This window comes from Promicromonospora sp. NPDC052451 (assembly GCF_044547525.1).
In the GTDB taxonomy this organism is placed as follows: domain Bacteria; phylum Actinomycetota; class Actinomycetes; order Actinomycetales; family Cellulomonadaceae; genus Promicromonospora.
Genome location: NZ_JBIUAP010000002.1, coordinates 414665 through 428488 on the forward strand (window position 1 = coordinate 414665; position 13824 = coordinate 428488).

Genomic DNA, 13824 nt, shown 5'->3' on the forward strand with positions numbered 1-13824 from the left:
CCGGGGGCCGTCACCCGCCGACGACCCGGTGCTCCCAGGCCCAGGCCGCGATCTCCACGCGGTTGCGCAGCCCGAGCTTGGCCTGGATCGCGGCGACGTGGCCCTTGACCGTGCTGAGGGAGATGAACATCTCCGCGCCGATCTCCAGGTTGGTGCGCCCCCGCGCGATGGCGCGCGCCACCTCGGTCTCGCGGTCCGAGAGCGGCCGGGCGGACGGACTGCCGCCCGGCGTCCCAGGCCTGACGGCGACGCCGCCGTCCGCCGCGGTCAGGTGCCGCAGCAGCCGCACGGTGACCGACGGCGAGACCAGTGCGTCGCCGGCGTGCGCGGCCCGGACCGCCTCGACCAGGAGCGCGGGCCCGGCGTCCTTGAGGACGAACCCCACCGCACCGCCGCGCAGCGCCCCGTAGACGTACTCGTCGACGTCGAACGTGGTGACCACGACCACCCGGAGCGGGTCGGCGACGTCCGGGCCGGCCAGGGTGCGGGTCACCTCGATGCCGTCCAGCAGCGGCATCCGGATGTCGACGAGGCAGACGTCCGGGCGCAGGTCGCGGGCCAGCGCGACGGCCGCGACGCCGTCGGCGGCCTCGGCCACCACCTCGATGTCCGGCTGGTCCTCGAGGATGAGCCGCAGGCCGCCGCGGACCATCGGCTGGTCGTCGGCGAGGAGCACCCGGATCGTCACGGCTCCTCCTGACCGGTCGCCCGGACCGGACGCGCCGGTCGTGGTCCGGTCGGCAGGGTGGCCACCACGGACCAGCCGCCGTCCGGGCGGGGGCCGGCCGCCAGCGTGCCGTCGAGCGCTTCGACACGCTCCCGCATGCCGACGAGCCCGTACCCCTGACCGGTCCCGGGTCGGTGCCCCCGGTCGGGGTCGGCGCGGCCCCGGGCAGGGGCGTCGTCGGACACCTCGATCCGGACGCCGTCCGCCACCCGCTCCACGGTGACGCTCACCGCACGGGCGTGCGGGGCGTGCCGGGTGACGTTCGTGAGCGACTCCTGCACCACCCGGTAGACGGTCGTGGTGACCTCGGGCGGCCAGCCCGTCGCGTCGTCGGGCAGTCGCAGGTCCACGCGCGGGCCACGGGTCTCGAACCGGTCGACCAGCACGGTGAGCGCCTCGGGGCCGGGTGCCACGGGTGACGCGTCGTCCGCGTCGCGCAGCAGCCCGACGACGCGGCGCAGCGAGGTGAGGGCCTCCGCCCCGGCGGACTCGATGCCCGCGACGGCGTCGGCCACCGGCTGGGCCGGTGAGCCCGGCGGCGTGCCGCCCCGGGCGAGCAGGAGCTGTGCGGCCTGGGCCTGGACCACGATGCCGGTGATGTGGTGGGCGACGACGTCGTGCAGCTCGCGCGCCACGGCCAGCCGCTCGTCCCGGCGGACCCGGTCGACCGCCGCCTCCCGCCGGGCCACCAGCAGCCGGCCCAGCAGGCCCGCCGCGAGGGCGCAGAGCCAGGCCGCGGTGGCCACCGTCGGCACCACCGACACGTCGGACGTGAACGGCGCCGCGGCGAGCCACGACCCCACCACGACGACGAGCCCACCGCCGGCCACCGTGGTCGCCTGCCCGGCCGGCAGCACGCGCACGGCCGAGGCGACCAGCACGGCCAGGGCGAGCGCCGTCGCAGGCGAGGGTTCCCCGGGCAGCCCGGCGAGCCGTGCCACGACGACCGCCACGGCCGCCACGCCGAGCCCCGCCAGTGCGGTGCCGAAGCGGTGCCGGCGGCGCAGCAGGGCCAGGGCGCCCGCCACGGTGCCGGTGCACAGGCCGAGCACCCAGGAGGAGCCGCCCCAGCTCGCGGCCAGCGCGGTGGCGGTGAGCAGGAGCGTGCCGGCCAGGACGAGCCCGAGCGCGACGTCGCCGGAGAGCTGGGCCGCGGCCGCGCCGCGTCCGGTGATGTGCACGTCGCTCAGGCTACGAGGGTCGACGGCGCGCGTCGCGCGTCCGCCTCGCCGGCCACCCGCAGCGGCGGGCGGCGCAGCCAGGTGGCCCATCGCCACGCCCACTCCAGGGGCCCGTACCGGAAGTGGCGCAGCCACAGCGCCGAGCACAGCCACTGCGCGGTGAGCACCGCCCCGGCGATGCCGAGCACCGTGGCCGAGGACCAGCGCCCCGGCTCCCCGTCGACGTGCGCCACCACGAGCACCAGCACGGTGGCGCCGAGGTAGTTGGTCAGCGCCATCCGGCCCAGGGGCGCGAACACGGCCCGCAGCACCGGGCGCGCCGGGGTGCGCAGCAGCACCAGCACGAGGCAGACGTACACGCCGGCGACCAGCAGCCCGGCCACCGGGAAGGCGATGCGGAAGCCCGTGGTGTCGACCTCTCCCGTCCGTTCGAAGGACGCCTGCGCGGCGAGCACGGGCACGGCGGCGGCCGCCAGGAGCAGGGCCAGGAGCGCGGGCACGCGGGTGGAGTCCTCGATCCGCCGCGTGACGCCGTAGCGGGTCAGGGCCGAGCCCAGCAGGAACAGGCCGGGCACCAGGGCGTACTGCCCGCCGAGCAGCCCGATCGCCGCCACCAGGCAGACGGTGGCCAGACCCGCGACGGCCCATCGTGGCAGCCACGTCGACGGCAGCAGGACGAGCAGCCCCACCACCGCATAGACGGTCAGGATGTCGCCCGGCCAGAGCAGGAGGAGGTGCGCGAGCCCGAGCGCGAGGAGCACGAGCAGCCGGCGCAGCAGCACGAGCCGCGGCCGGCCGGCCCGGGCGGCCGCGGACTCCACCAGGAGCGAGAAGCCGATGCCGAACAGCAGGGAGAAGATCGGGAAGAAGCGCTGGTCCACCAGCAGGTGCAGCCAGTCCGTGCCCCCGGACCCGGGTGCGCTCAGGGCGGAGGTCACGGGCGCCTCGGACGCGACCGTGGCGCTGATCGGGATCACGTTGGCGACGAGGATCCCGCACAGCGCCACGCCGCGGACGACGTCGAGCGCGACGAGGCGGGACCGGGCAGGGGGCGGTGCTGACGAGTCGAGAGGCATGTCCTCATGCTGGGGCGGCGCGTCGCCGGCCGGTACCGGCCGGAAGTACCGTTCCTCGCCCGGCGTCGTGCCCACGACGCGGTGCCCGTGCCCGTGCCCGTGCCTGTGTCCGTGTCCGGGCACCGCCGTCGCCGGACGGTAGACTGGTCGGTCGTGACCGTCCTGACCTCTGACGCCCGGCCGGTCGCGGCCGAGGCGGCCCGGCGCCGCAGCATCGCCGTCATCTCGCACCCCGACGCCGGTAAGTCGACCCTGACCGAGGCGCTGGCGCTGCACGCCCACGCCATCGAGGAGGCCGGGGCGGTGCACGGCAAGGGCAACCGTGCCGGCGTGGTGTCGGACTGGCTGGAGATGGAGCAGAAGCGCGGCATCTCGATCACGTCCGCGGCGCTCCAGTTCGCGTACGGCGACGTGGTGATCAACCTCCTGGACACGCCCGGCCACGCCGACTTCTCCGAGGACACCTACCGCGTCCTGACCGCCGTGGACGCCGCCGTCATGCTGCTCGACTCCGCCAAGGGCCTGGAGCCGCAGACGCTCAAGCTGTTCGAGGTCTGCCGTCGGCGCGGCGTGCCGGTCATCACGTTCGTCAACAAGTGGGACCGGCCCGGCCGCGAGGCGCTGGAGCTGTGCGACGAGCTGGAGGAGCGCATCAACCTGCGCCCCACGCCGCTGACCTGGCCGGTCGGCGAGGCCGGTCGGTTCCTCGGCCTGCTGGACCGGGCCTCCGGCGAGGTCCGCACGTACCGCCGGGCGCCGGGCGGCGCGTCGATCGCGGAGGAGAGCGTGCTCAGCCCGCAGGCCGCCGCCGAGACGCTGGGCGACGACCACACCGAGGCCGTCGAGAGCGTGCAGCTCCTCGACCCGGTGGACCGCGCCTCGTTCCTCGCCGGCACCACGTCGCCGATGCTGTTCGGCGCGGCGCTGGCCAACATCGGCGTGCGCCAGCTCCTGGACGCCGTGGTCGAGCTGGCGCCCGCACCCGGCGCACGGGCCGACGTCGACGGCGCGGCCCGTGCGGTGGACCAGCCGTTCAGCGGGTTCGTGTTCAAGATGCAGGCCGGCATGGACCCGAACCACCGTGACCACGTCGCGTTCATCCGCGTGTGCTCGGGGCGGTTCGAGCGCGGCATGGTCGTCACGCACGAGCGCACCGGACGGCCGTTCGCGACCAAGTACGCCCTGTCGGTGTTCGGTCGCGAGCGCTCGACGGTCGAGGACGCCTACCCCGGCGACGTGGTGGGCCTGGTCAACGCGAGCACGCTCGCCGTGGGCGACACGGTGTTCGACTCCGCGGGACCGAAGGTCGCCTTCCCGCCGATGCCGGTGTTCGCGCCCGAGCACTTCGCGGCCGCGCGCGTGGCCGACCCGGGCCGCTCCAAGCAGTTCCGCAAGGGCATCGCGCAGCTGGAGCAGGAGGGCGTGGTCCAGGTGCTCGTGTCCGAGGTGCGCGGTGACGGCAACCCGATCCTCGCCGCCGTGGGGCCGCTGCAGTTCGAGGTGGCGACCTTCCGCATGGAGCACGAGTTCTCGGCGCCGATCCGGATGGAGACGCTCGGGCTCTCACTGGCCCGCGAGGTGGCCCCCGCAGACCTCGACACCGTGGCCGCCTACCCGGGCGTCGAGGTGGTGCGGCGTGGCGACGGCACGCCGCTGGTGCTGCTGCGCGACATCTGGCACGCGCGGGCGTTCGAGCGCGCGCACCCGGGCGTGCCGCTGATCCCGCTGGTCGCGAGCGGGGTCTGACGCTCCCGGGGTGGGCTTCGGGATCACGGAGACCGCAGGGGCTACGGTCTGGGCATGACGTCGCCCAGCTCGTCAGCGGCCGCTGAACCCCACCCGCAGCCCGGCCCCGGACAGTCCGAGACGGACCAGCCCGGACCGCCTCCCGGCGCCCCCGACTCGCCGCGTCCGCCACGGTGGCTGCCGCGCGCGCTGTTCATGGCCGTGGCCGCGGTGTTCCTCGGCATCTTCACGTGGAACGCCATGGGTGCCCTGGAGGGTCTCTTCGTCAACGTGCTGATCGCCGTCTTCATCGCGCTCGCCCTGGAGCCCGGCACGGTCTGGCTGGTGCGGCGCGGATGGCGCCGCGGTCTGGCGGCCGCGACCACGCTCATCGGGTCGCTCGTGGTCGTGATCGTGCTGCTGACGCTGTTCGGCAACCTGTTCGTGCAGCAGCTCGTCGCCCTGGCGCAGTCCGTGCCCCGCCTCTACACGGGCCTGCGGGCGTTCGTCTCCGACCGGTTCGACATCGTCGTCCCCGACTCCGACAACCTGCTGCGGCAGGCCCTGGACGAGTTCGGCGACGACGTCGCGTCCGGAGCGCTGCTCGTGGGCACCACGCTCGTCGGCGGGCTGCTGGCGACCCTGACCATCCTGCTCGTCGCGTACTACCTGCTGGCCGCGGGGCCGAGGTTCCGGGCCGCGGTCTGCGGGTGGCTGACGCCCGCGCGGCAGCAGGAGATGCTGCACCTGTGGGAGGTCACGCAGGGCAAGGTGTCCGACTACATCGGCTCCCGCGTGGTGCTGGCCGCCGTGTCCACGGTGGTCACGTTCGTCTTCCTCGCGATCCTGCAGACGCCGTACGCGGTGCCGCTCGCCGTCTTCGTGGGTGTGGTGTCGCAGTTCGTGCCGACCATCGGTGCCTATCTCGGTGGCGCGCTGCCCACGATGGTGGCGCTGACCGCGCAGGGGTGGCCGCAGGCGGTGGGCGTGCTCGCGTTCGTCATCGCCTACCAGCAGTTCGAGAACCTGTACCTGGCCCCGAAGGTGTCGGCGCGGGCGCTGGAGATGAACGCCGCGGTGAGCCTCCTGGTGGTGCTCGCGTTCGGCGCGGTCTTCGGGGTGCTCGGCGCGTTCCTGGCCATGCCCGTCGCCGCGACGATCCAGGCGGTCGCGACCACGTACTTCCGGCGGCACGAGCTGGTGGAGTCGCACATGCTCCGGGACCCGGACTCGGTGAGCTGACCCCGGCTCCCGGCCTACGGGTGGCTCGCCGTGATCTCGATGACCTCGTCGAGCCGGTCCAGGGCCGCCTGCAGGTCGTCGAGCTTGCGTTGGATGCGGTCGCGCTCGGCGTGCAGCATGGCGCGCTGCTCGGCGTCGGTGTGCCCGGACTCCATGCACGGCAGCAGGTCCGCGATGTTCCGGCTGGTCAGGCCGGCGGCGTACATCTGCTGGAAGAAGCGCACGTACGTCACGCTGCTCGACCGGTAGAGACGCTGGCCGGACGGGCTGCGCTCCGGGGTGAGGAGGCCCTGCTGCTCGTAGTAGCGCACCGCGCGCACCGAGACACCTGCGCCGCGGGCGACCTCGCCGATGCGGATCAGCGGCTCGGCCGCAGTCTCTGTGACCGTCATGACACTCCTCGGTTCGATGCTTGACCCTGACGTCAACGTCAGGTTTTAGCGTACCCGGCATGGACATCGAGAACTCAGTAGCACTCGTCACCGGCGCCAACCGCGGGCTCGGCCGTGCCTTCGCCCAGCGCCTCCTCGACCGGGGTGCCCGCAAGGTCTACGCGACGGCCCGCCGTCCCGAGACGATCGATCTGCCCGGCGTGGAGGCACTCGCCCTCGACGTCACCGACCCGGTAGCCGTGCGGGACGTCGCCCGGGCGGCGTCCGACGTCACCCTGCTCGTCAACAACGCGGGCATCACGACCGGCGCCGACCTGGTCACCGGCTCGCTCGACGCCGTGCGTCACGAGCTGGAGACCAACCTGTTCGGCAGCCTCGCGACGATCCGGGAGCTCGCACCGGCGCTCGCGGCCAACGGCGGGGGAGCCATCGTCAACGTGCTGTCGGCCATGTCATGGTTCGGTGTCAAGGGAGCGAACGCGTACCACCTCTCCAAGGCCGCCGGGTGGGCCATGACGAACGGCGTGCGCCTGGAGCTCGCCGAGCAGGGCACCCTGGTGACGGCCGTGCACCTGGGTCTTGCCGACACCGACATGTCCGCGGGCTGGGCGGTCGACAAGATCTCGCCGACCGCCCTGGCCGACGCCGCACTGGACGGTGTCGAGGCCGGTTCCACCGAGGTGCTGGCCGACCAGTGGAGCCGGGACATCAAGTCCTGGGTCCAGCTCCTGCCGGAGGAACGGGACGCCCAGGTCGTCCGCGGGCTGGCGGCGATGACCGGCGCCTGAGAGGCCGGGCGGGCGGCGGGCATCCATACCGACGAGTCGGCGCTGCGCCCGCCGCTTCACCCGCGGGACTGCTTGTGACCGCTCACGTCGGTTCGCTACGTTCCGCTTCACCGGCCTCAGGTGCCGTGCGGAGCGGGAAGGTGGCGAGACGTCAGGATGGTCGCAGGTGGCGTAGCTCGTCCGGCCCGCGCGGCGCTCGTGCCGCTGGTCCTGGTCCTGGTCGTCGTCATGTGCGTGCCGCTGGTGGTTCTGTCGTGGTGGGACCGGAGCGACGAGTGCACCGAGGCGATCGCCGCTCATCGCGACCTGCTGGTCCGTGAGGCGGCGAGAGTGCCGGGCAGTTCGAGTACACCCGACGTGGCCTGTGACGACACGGGCGGCCCGCCCGCTTACGCGGTTCTTGAGCTTGACCCGCGTTCGGTCGACAGGATTGGTGGCCACCTCACCCGGCGGGGCTGGGAGTGCGTGGCGTCGGACGCCGAGGATCTTCCGGGCGTGGAGTGCACCAAGCTCGTGGATGGTGTGCCGCTCGTCCTGTCGACCGCCACGTTTCGCAACGGCACCGTGAGCGTATGGCTCTCGGCTGACCGGGGCCTCGGAAGATTTGGCCAGCCGTAACTCTTGCCCGCGCGAGGAGTCCGGTGTCCCGGGAGTCCGGGACCAAGGTCCCGGGACACCGCGCCCGCCCGCTCGTAGCGTGGTCGGAGCGGGGCTCTCCCGGCACGGGACGCCCACGGCGCGGGAGGTACGGCCATGATGTGGAACTGGGGTGGGTACGGCTGGATCGCCGGCCTGATCATGATGGCGTCCATGGTGCTGTTCTGGGGCGCCGTCATCGTGGGCCTGGTGTTCCTCGTGCGGGGCTCCGCGAACCAGCGTCCGCACGACGACCGGGCGGACGCCGAGCAGCTCCTCGCCGGACGCTTCGCGGGCGGGGAGATCGACGAGAACGAGTACCGGGCCCGGCTCGCGGTGCTGAGGTCGGCGCGGTACCAGCACTGAGGCGCCCTGCTCGTCGCGCGGCGTGCGCCGGTGCTACGCCCGGTCGCCCGGGCTCAGGCGGACGCCGGCTTGCGGGCCGCGAGACGCTCCACGGTCCCGCGGGAGAACCGGTCGTGCCGTTCGACGTGCAGCCCGGCGGCCTGCACGTGGACGAACGGACGCCGCCGGAAGTGCTCGTTCTCGACCGGCACCGTGTAGAGCTCGGCCAGCGCCTGGAGCATGCGGACCGGCGCGGAGGTGCTCACCACGTGGTCGGCCAGCAGGAGCAGGCCGCCCGGCCGTAGCACACGCACCATCTCGTCGACGGCGCCGCGATCGTCGGGCACGGAGCACAGGCCGAACGTGCACACGACCGTGTCGAACGAGGCGTCGGCGAACTCCAGCCGCTGGGCGTCGCCCACCGAGAGGTCCACGTCCCGGCCCAGGTCGTCCGCCCGCCGGCGCGCCACCTCCAGCATGGCCGGGCTCAGGTCCATGCCGGCCAGGGCGGCGGAGGCGGGGTACAGCCCGAGGTTCAGCCCTGTCCCGACGGCGACCTCCAGCACCCGGCCCGTGGCCTGCCCGCACACCCAGGCCCGGGTGTCGCCGAGCAGCCGGTCGGCGCGGCTCATCCTCGCGTCGTAGCCCGCCGCCTGCCGGTCCCAGTGCCTGCGCAGCCGGTCCGGTCGCGATGCTCTCGCCATGGTGCCCCGATCACAGGTCGACGACGTGGATGCCGCCACCGTAACGGCGGACGACGGACGGCGCCGTCATCCCAGGGGTGCGCGGACACCGGACGGCGAGAGGCGGAGTCACGGACGGCGCTACGCGTGCTATACATCAGATGTTTCCGGCGAGGACGCCAGAGAGGAGCACCGGTGCCGCACGACGTCGTAGACGCGCACCATCACCTGTGGGTGCGGTCGCGCACCCCGCAGGACTGGATCGACCCCGGCACGATGGCGGCCATCGACGCCGACTTCACCCCAGCGGACCTGCCGGCGGCGGAGCATGGCATGAGTGCCACCGTCGTGGTCCAGTCCGCGAGCCGGTGGGCCGAGACCGACGAGCTGCTCGCCATCGCGGCCTCCGGCGACGGACGTGCCGCGCGGATCGCGGGCGTGGTGGGCTGGGCCGACCTGTCCGACCCGGCGGTCGGCGACCGGGTCGCCGCGCTGCGCGCCGGGCCCGGCGGGGGCGCGCTCGTCGGTGTCCGCACGCAGGTGCAGGCCGAGCAGGATCCCGGCTACCTGGACCGCGACGACGTGCGCCGCGGCATCGCCGCGGTCTGCGGGCCCGGCACCGGCAGCCCCGGTCTCGTGTTCGACCTGGTGCTGCGCCAGGACCAGGTCGCGGCGGCCGCCCGGCTCGCGGACGCCCTGCCCGACGTCGCGTTCACGCTCGACCACCTCGGCAAGCCCCGGCTCGACCGCACCAGCGACCTCGCGGAGTGGAAGCGGGACCTGACGGCGCTCGCCGCCCGCCCGAACGTGACGGCCAAGGTGTCGGGCCTGGTCACGGAAGCCCGCTGGGACGACTGGCAGATCGGCGACCTGCGGCCCGCCGTCGACCACGCGCTGGAGACGTTCGGGCCGGATCGGCTCATGTTCGGCTCCGACTGGCCGGTGTGCCTGCTCGCCGGCGGTTACGACGCGTGGCTGGAGGCCGCCCGCGCCCTGCTCGGCGGGCTGGGCCCGCACGACGCCGAGGCCGTGTGGGGCGGTACGGCGCGTCGCGTCTACCGGCTGGAAGGTGGCCCCGCATGACCACGACCGAGGTGCGCGCCACCGGCGTGCGGCTGACAGGGCTGGGCCTGGGCGCCGCACCCGCGGGCAACCTCTACCAGGCAGTCACGGACGAGGAGGCGCACGCGACCTTCGAGGCGGCGTGGGACGCCGGCATCCGGTACTTCGACACCGCGCCGCACTACGGGCTCGGGCTGTCCGAACGCCGCCTCGGGGCCTACCTGCGCACCCGGCCCCGGGACGAGCTCGTCGTGTCCACCAAGGTGGGGCGCCTGCTCGTGCCGACGCCGGAGACCGCGGACCGCCGCGACCCCGACATGTTCGACGTGCCGGCCACCGCCCGCCGGGTGTGGGACTTCTCCCGCGACGGCGTGCTCCGGTCGCTCGAGTCGAGCCTGGAGCGCACGGGGCTGGACCGGATCGACGTCGTCTACCTGCACGACCCGGACGACCACTGGGAGCAGGCGGCGCACGAGGCGCTGCCCGCGCTCGCGGAGCTGCGGGACCAGGGCGTGATTGGCGCGATCGGTGCCGGGATGAACCAGTCGGCGATGCTCGCCCGGTTCGTCCGGGAGACCGACGTCGACGTCGTCATGTGCGCCGGGCGGTTCACGCTCCTGGAGCAGCCCGCGCTGACCGACCTGCTGCCCGCGGCCGTCGAGCGCGGCGTGGCCGTGGTGGCGGCCGCCGTCTACAACTCGGGCATCCTCGCGCGCGACGAGCCACCGGAGAGCGCGACCTACGACTACGGCCCCGCGTCCGCCGACCTGCTCGACCGTGCCCGGCGGATCGCCGCCGTCTGCGCGGAGCACGGCGTCACGCTGCCCCAGGCGGCGCTCGCCTACGTGCGCACCCACCCGGCGGTGGTCTCCGCCGTCGTCGGACTGGCGACGCCCGAGCAGGCGCGGCAGACCGAGGAGCGTGCGTCCGCGCACGTGCCGGCCGGGCTGTGGCGGGCGCTCGCGGACGCCGGGCTCCTCGCCGAGGCGGCCGTGCCGCGCGCCTGGCCGTCCGGCGGGAGGGCCTGACGGGTCAGGCGTCCTCGTCGAGGTTCTCCGGCTTCGGGAGCCAGTCCTCGACCCCCAGGAGGTGGCTCGCCATCCGGATCCGGGCCGCCTCGGGATCACGCGCGGCGAGCGCACGCCAGATGGCCTCGTGCTCGCCGTGCGTGCGCGCCGCGATGCCCTCGGCGTGCAGCACGCGCCACAGGCGTGCGCGCACCGTGCGGCCCGCGAACGACTCGACGAGCGCCTCCAGCACGGGGTTGCCGGAGTGCGCCGCGATCAGGCGGTGGAACGCGATGTCCACCTCGATGAACCGGTCGTGGTCCACCTCGGCGCCGTCCGCCACCCCGGCCACCTGGTCCAGGACCGCCCGCGCCTCGGCGAGGGCCTCGTCGGTCATCCGGGTCGCGGCCAGTCCGGCGGCCTCCGTCTCCAGCAGGCGGCGCACGCTGTGGAAGGCGGGCAGGGCGTCGTCGTCCTGGAGGTCCAGGACGAGGGCCATGGGGGAGAGCAGGCGGCCCGGGTCGAGGCTGGTCACGTAGGTGCCGTCGCCCTGACGCGTGTGCAGCACGCCGAGGATCGACAGCGCCCGCACCCCCTCCCGGAGGGAGCCGCGGGAGACCTGGAGCTCGTCGGCCAGGTCCTTCTCGACCGGCAGGCGGTCGCCGGGACGCAGCCTGCCGTCGAGGATCATCCTGCGGATGCCGTCGACGACCTCGTCAGTGCGGGACATGATCCGCAGTATCGCCTACCCAGTAGGTCCCGTGCGGGAACCGGAACCGGTCCAGGGACTCCTCGTGCATCTGCGTGGAGTAGCCCGGCCGCGACGGCAGCACGTACGCGGTGCCCGCACCCCGGTCGGCGACGACGCACGGGTCGGTGAAGTGCTCGTGCAGGTGGTCCACGTACTCGGTCACGCGGCCGGTCAGGTCGCCGCCGATGGCCACGTAGTCCAGCACGGAGACGTGCTGCACCATCTCGCACAGCCCGACGCCGCCCGCGTGCGGGCACACCGGCACGCCGAACTTCGCCGCGAGCAGCAGCACGGCGACGATCTCGTTGATGCTGGCCAGCCGCCCGGTGTCGAGCTGGCAGTAGTCGATCGCCCCGGCCTGCATGAGCTGCTTGAACATCACCCGGTTGTGGCAGTGCTCGCCGGTGGCGACGCCGATGGGCGCGACGGCGCGGCGCACGGCGGCGTGCCCCAGGATGTCGTCGGGGGAGGTGGGCTCCTCGATCCACAGCGGGTCGAAGGGCGCCAGGGCCGTCATCCACTCGATGGCCTGCGGCACGTCCCACACCTGGTTGGCGTCGATCATCAGGTTGCGGTCCGGGCCCAGCACCTCGCGCGCGATGGTCAGCCGGCGCACGTCCTCGGCCAGGTTCGCGCCGACCTTGAGCTTGACGTGCTGGTACCCGGCGTCGACCGCCTCCAGGCACAGGCGCCGCAGCTTGTCGTCGCTGTAGCCGAGCCAGCCGGCCGACGTCGTGTACACGGGGTAGCCGGTGCGCTCCAGGTGGTCCAGGCGCTCCTGCCGGGTGCCCGCGCGCTCCCGTAGGATCGCCAGCGCCTCGTCACGGGTCAGCGCGTCCGAGAGGTAGCGCAGGTCAGCGACGTCGACCAGCTCCTCCGGCGTCATGTCCACGAGCAGGCGCCACAGCGGCTTGCCCGCGCGGCGCGCCACCAGGTCCCAGGCCGCGTTGAGCACCGCGGCCAGCGACAGGTGCACCACGCCCTTCTCGGGCCCGAGCCAGCGGAGCTGGCTGTCGGCGGTCAGGTCGCGGTAGACGGCGCCCATGTCCGCGGCGAGCGCGTCGACGTCGCGGCCGACGAGGCCCGTGGCCTGCTGCCGGGCCGCCGCAGCCACGATGTCGTTGCCCCGGCCGATGGTGAACGTCAGCCCGTACCCGCCCAGCGGGGCGCCGTCGGCGTCCCGGGCGTCGGTCTCCAGCACGACGTACGCCGCCGAGTAGTCGGCGTCCTTGTTCATCGCGTCGGATCCGTCGGCCGTGGCCGACGTCGGGAACCTGACGTCCTCGACGCGGACTCCGGTGATCGTGGCCATGCCTGCCCCTTCGCAAACATCAGATGAAATGCCAGCAATCTACGGATCGCGGCGCGCGGGGTCAAGCCAGCGAAGGCGGCGTGCGGGAATTGGTTCGACCTATCGGGTGCGTCAGGAGGGAACGCCGGGTTCGCGTGCGAGCCAGCCGAGCAGCCGCTCCGTGAACCACCCGGGGCGCTGGAGGGGCAGGCCGTGCCCCGCGCCGGGCACGATCTCCAGCTCGGCGGAGGGGAGCGCCCGGTGCAGCGCCCGCATGCCCTGCACGAGCGCGCGCGGCTCCCGGTCGCCCGCCAGCAGCAGCGCCGGCCCGGGGTAGTCGGACCAGGCCGCGGGGATGCGGAACGCCCCGTTGGCCGAGAGCAGAGCCACCAGGTCCGCGGTGGACACCGACCGCACGGTGCGCAGGTAGTCGTCGAACAGGTCGTCCGGCACGAACATCGACCGGGCCTGAAGCCGCGCGAACCAGCGGTGCCCGCCGAGCGGCGCCGTGAGCCGGACCAGCCCGAGGCTCGGGCCGGTGAGCGGCATCGGCTCGGTGAGCGCGCTGACGACGACCACGCGCGACACGAGGCCGGGATGCCTCGCGGCCAGCGAGACCGCGAGCTGCGCGCCGAACGAGAACCCGACCACCGTGATCTCCCGACCGTCGGCGACCGGCCGCAGCAGGTCGGCGAGCCCGGTCACGGCGTCGTCCGCGGAGGTGAACGGGACGTCCGCGCCGTGGTCGTGACCCGGCAGGTCGGGCGTGATCACCAGGTACCGGTCGCGCAGGGCGGCGACCTGCTCGCGCCACATCCAGGCGCCCACGCCCCCGCCGTGCACGAGGAGGACGACGGGTGCGTCGTCCGGGCCCGTCCGGGTCGACCACATCGCCGTCACTCGCCGCCTCCACGGGTT

Annotated in this window: 15 protein-coding genes; 7 read left to right on the forward strand and 8 right to left on the reverse strand. The window is 73.9% G+C overall.

Annotated elements, in window-relative coordinates:
* Nucleotides 1-10: 10 nt before the first annotated feature.
* From ACIG47_RS04750 to ACIG47_RS04760, 3 genes are read right to left on the reverse strand one after another with little or no spacing between them, the layout of a single operon-like run.
* On the reverse strand, nucleotides 11-688 hold the full coding sequence (locus tag ACIG47_RS04750) for a response regulator (protein WP_397429820.1): 678 nt from the start codon (nucleotides 686-688) through the stop codon (nucleotides 11-13).
* The gene (locus tag ACIG47_RS04755) at nucleotides 685-1908 is read right to left on the reverse strand and encodes a sensor histidine kinase (RefSeq protein WP_397429821.1); all 1224 of its coding nucleotides are present in this window, start codon (nucleotides 1906-1908) and stop codon (nucleotides 685-687) included. The genes ACIG47_RS04750 and ACIG47_RS04755 overlap by 4 nt, the downstream gene beginning before the upstream one ends.
* A 5-nt stretch (nucleotides 1909-1913) precedes the next feature.
* Nucleotides 1914-2984 (reverse strand): DUF418 domain-containing protein, encoded by a 1071-nt coding sequence (locus ACIG47_RS04760; protein ID WP_397429822.1) that lies wholly within the window; start codon nucleotides 2982-2984, stop codon nucleotides 1914-1916.
* A 153-nt stretch (nucleotides 2985-3137) separates the two neighbouring features.
* Between ACIG47_RS04760 and ACIG47_RS04765 the strand changes: the two genes are divergently transcribed.
* Both ACIG47_RS04765 and ACIG47_RS04770 read left to right on the forward strand, forming a co-directional pair.
* Nucleotides 3138-4730: a peptide chain release factor 3 gene (locus tag ACIG47_RS04765; RefSeq protein ID WP_397409532.1), complete on the forward strand. Its 1593-nt coding sequence runs from the start codon at nucleotides 3138-3140 to the stop codon at nucleotides 4728-4730.
* 54 nt (nucleotides 4731-4784) lie between these two features.
* Nucleotides 4785-5951, forward strand: a complete 1167-nt coding sequence (locus ACIG47_RS04770) for an AI-2E family transporter (protein ID WP_397429823.1) — start codon at nucleotides 4785-4787, stop codon at nucleotides 5949-5951.
* 14 nt (nucleotides 5952-5965) lie between these two features.
* Here ACIG47_RS04770 and ACIG47_RS04775 read toward each other — a convergent pair whose 3' ends face one another.
* Nucleotides 5966-6343, reverse strand: coding sequence for a MerR family DNA-binding transcriptional regulator (locus ACIG47_RS04775; protein ID WP_397429824.1), 378 nt, complete (start codon nucleotides 6341-6343; stop codon nucleotides 5966-5968).
* A 59-nt stretch (nucleotides 6344-6402) separates the two neighbouring features.
* Here ACIG47_RS04775 and ACIG47_RS04780 point away from each other — a divergent pair, with 59 nt between their 5' ends.
* The 3 genes from ACIG47_RS04780 to ACIG47_RS04790 all read left to right on the forward strand — a co-directional run bounded on the left by ACIG47_RS04780 (nucleotide 6403) and on the right by ACIG47_RS04790 (nucleotide 8133).
* Nucleotides 6403-7131 carry an SDR family oxidoreductase gene (locus ACIG47_RS04780; protein WP_397429825.1) on the forward strand — a complete coding sequence of 243 codons (729 nt, stop codon included), beginning with the start codon at nucleotides 6403-6405 and terminating at the stop codon, nucleotides 7129-7131.
* Nucleotides 7132-7287: 156 nt separating this feature from the next.
* A complete protein-coding gene (locus ACIG47_RS04785; RefSeq protein ID WP_397429826.1) occupies nucleotides 7288-7749 on the forward strand; it encodes a hypothetical protein in 462 nt (153 codons plus the stop codon).
* 135 nt (nucleotides 7750-7884) lie between these two features.
* On the forward strand, nucleotides 7885-8133 hold the full coding sequence (locus ACIG47_RS04790; protein ID WP_397429827.1) for an SHOCT domain-containing protein: 249 nt from the start codon (nucleotides 7885-7887) through the stop codon (nucleotides 8131-8133).
* Between the two features lie 53 nt (nucleotides 8134-8186).
* Here the strand turns inward: ACIG47_RS04790 and ACIG47_RS04795 are convergent, their stop codons facing one another.
* Entirely contained in the window at nucleotides 8187-8816 is a 630-nt protein-coding gene (locus ACIG47_RS04795) for a class I SAM-dependent methyltransferase (protein ID WP_397429828.1), read from the reverse strand.
* A gap of 174 nt (nucleotides 8817-8990) precedes the next feature.
* On the opposite strand from ACIG47_RS04795, the gene ACIG47_RS04800 reads away from it, so the two are divergent.
* Together ACIG47_RS04800 and ACIG47_RS04805 are read left to right on the forward strand one after the other, a co-directional pair.
* Nucleotides 8991-9878: an amidohydrolase family protein gene (locus tag ACIG47_RS04800; RefSeq protein WP_397429829.1), complete on the forward strand. Its 888-nt coding sequence runs from the start codon at nucleotides 8991-8993 to the stop codon at nucleotides 9876-9878.
* Nucleotides 9875-10885 (forward strand): aldo/keto reductase, encoded by a 1011-nt coding sequence (locus ACIG47_RS04805; protein WP_397429830.1) that lies wholly within the window; start codon nucleotides 9875-9877, stop codon nucleotides 10883-10885. Before ACIG47_RS04800 ends, ACIG47_RS04805 begins: the two co-directional genes overlap by 4 nt.
* 4 nt (nucleotides 10886-10889) lie before the next feature.
* Here the strand turns inward: ACIG47_RS04805 and ACIG47_RS04810 are convergent, their stop codons facing one another.
* The 3 genes from ACIG47_RS04810 to ACIG47_RS04820 form a co-directional block, all read right to left on the reverse strand.
* Entirely contained in the window at nucleotides 10890-11594 is a 705-nt protein-coding gene (locus tag ACIG47_RS04810) for a FadR/GntR family transcriptional regulator (RefSeq protein WP_397429831.1), read from the reverse strand.
* Entirely contained in the window at nucleotides 11581-12927 is a 1347-nt protein-coding gene (locus ACIG47_RS04815; RefSeq protein ID WP_397429832.1) for an enolase C-terminal domain-like protein, read from the reverse strand. Before ACIG47_RS04815 ends, ACIG47_RS04810 begins: the two co-directional genes overlap by 14 nt.
* Nucleotides 12928-13038: 111 nt before the next feature.
* Nucleotides 13039-13797: an alpha/beta fold hydrolase gene (locus ACIG47_RS04820; RefSeq protein ID WP_397429996.1), complete on the reverse strand. Its 759-nt coding sequence runs from the start codon at nucleotides 13795-13797 to the stop codon at nucleotides 13039-13041.
* Nucleotides 13798-13824: the final 27 nt, after the last annotated feature.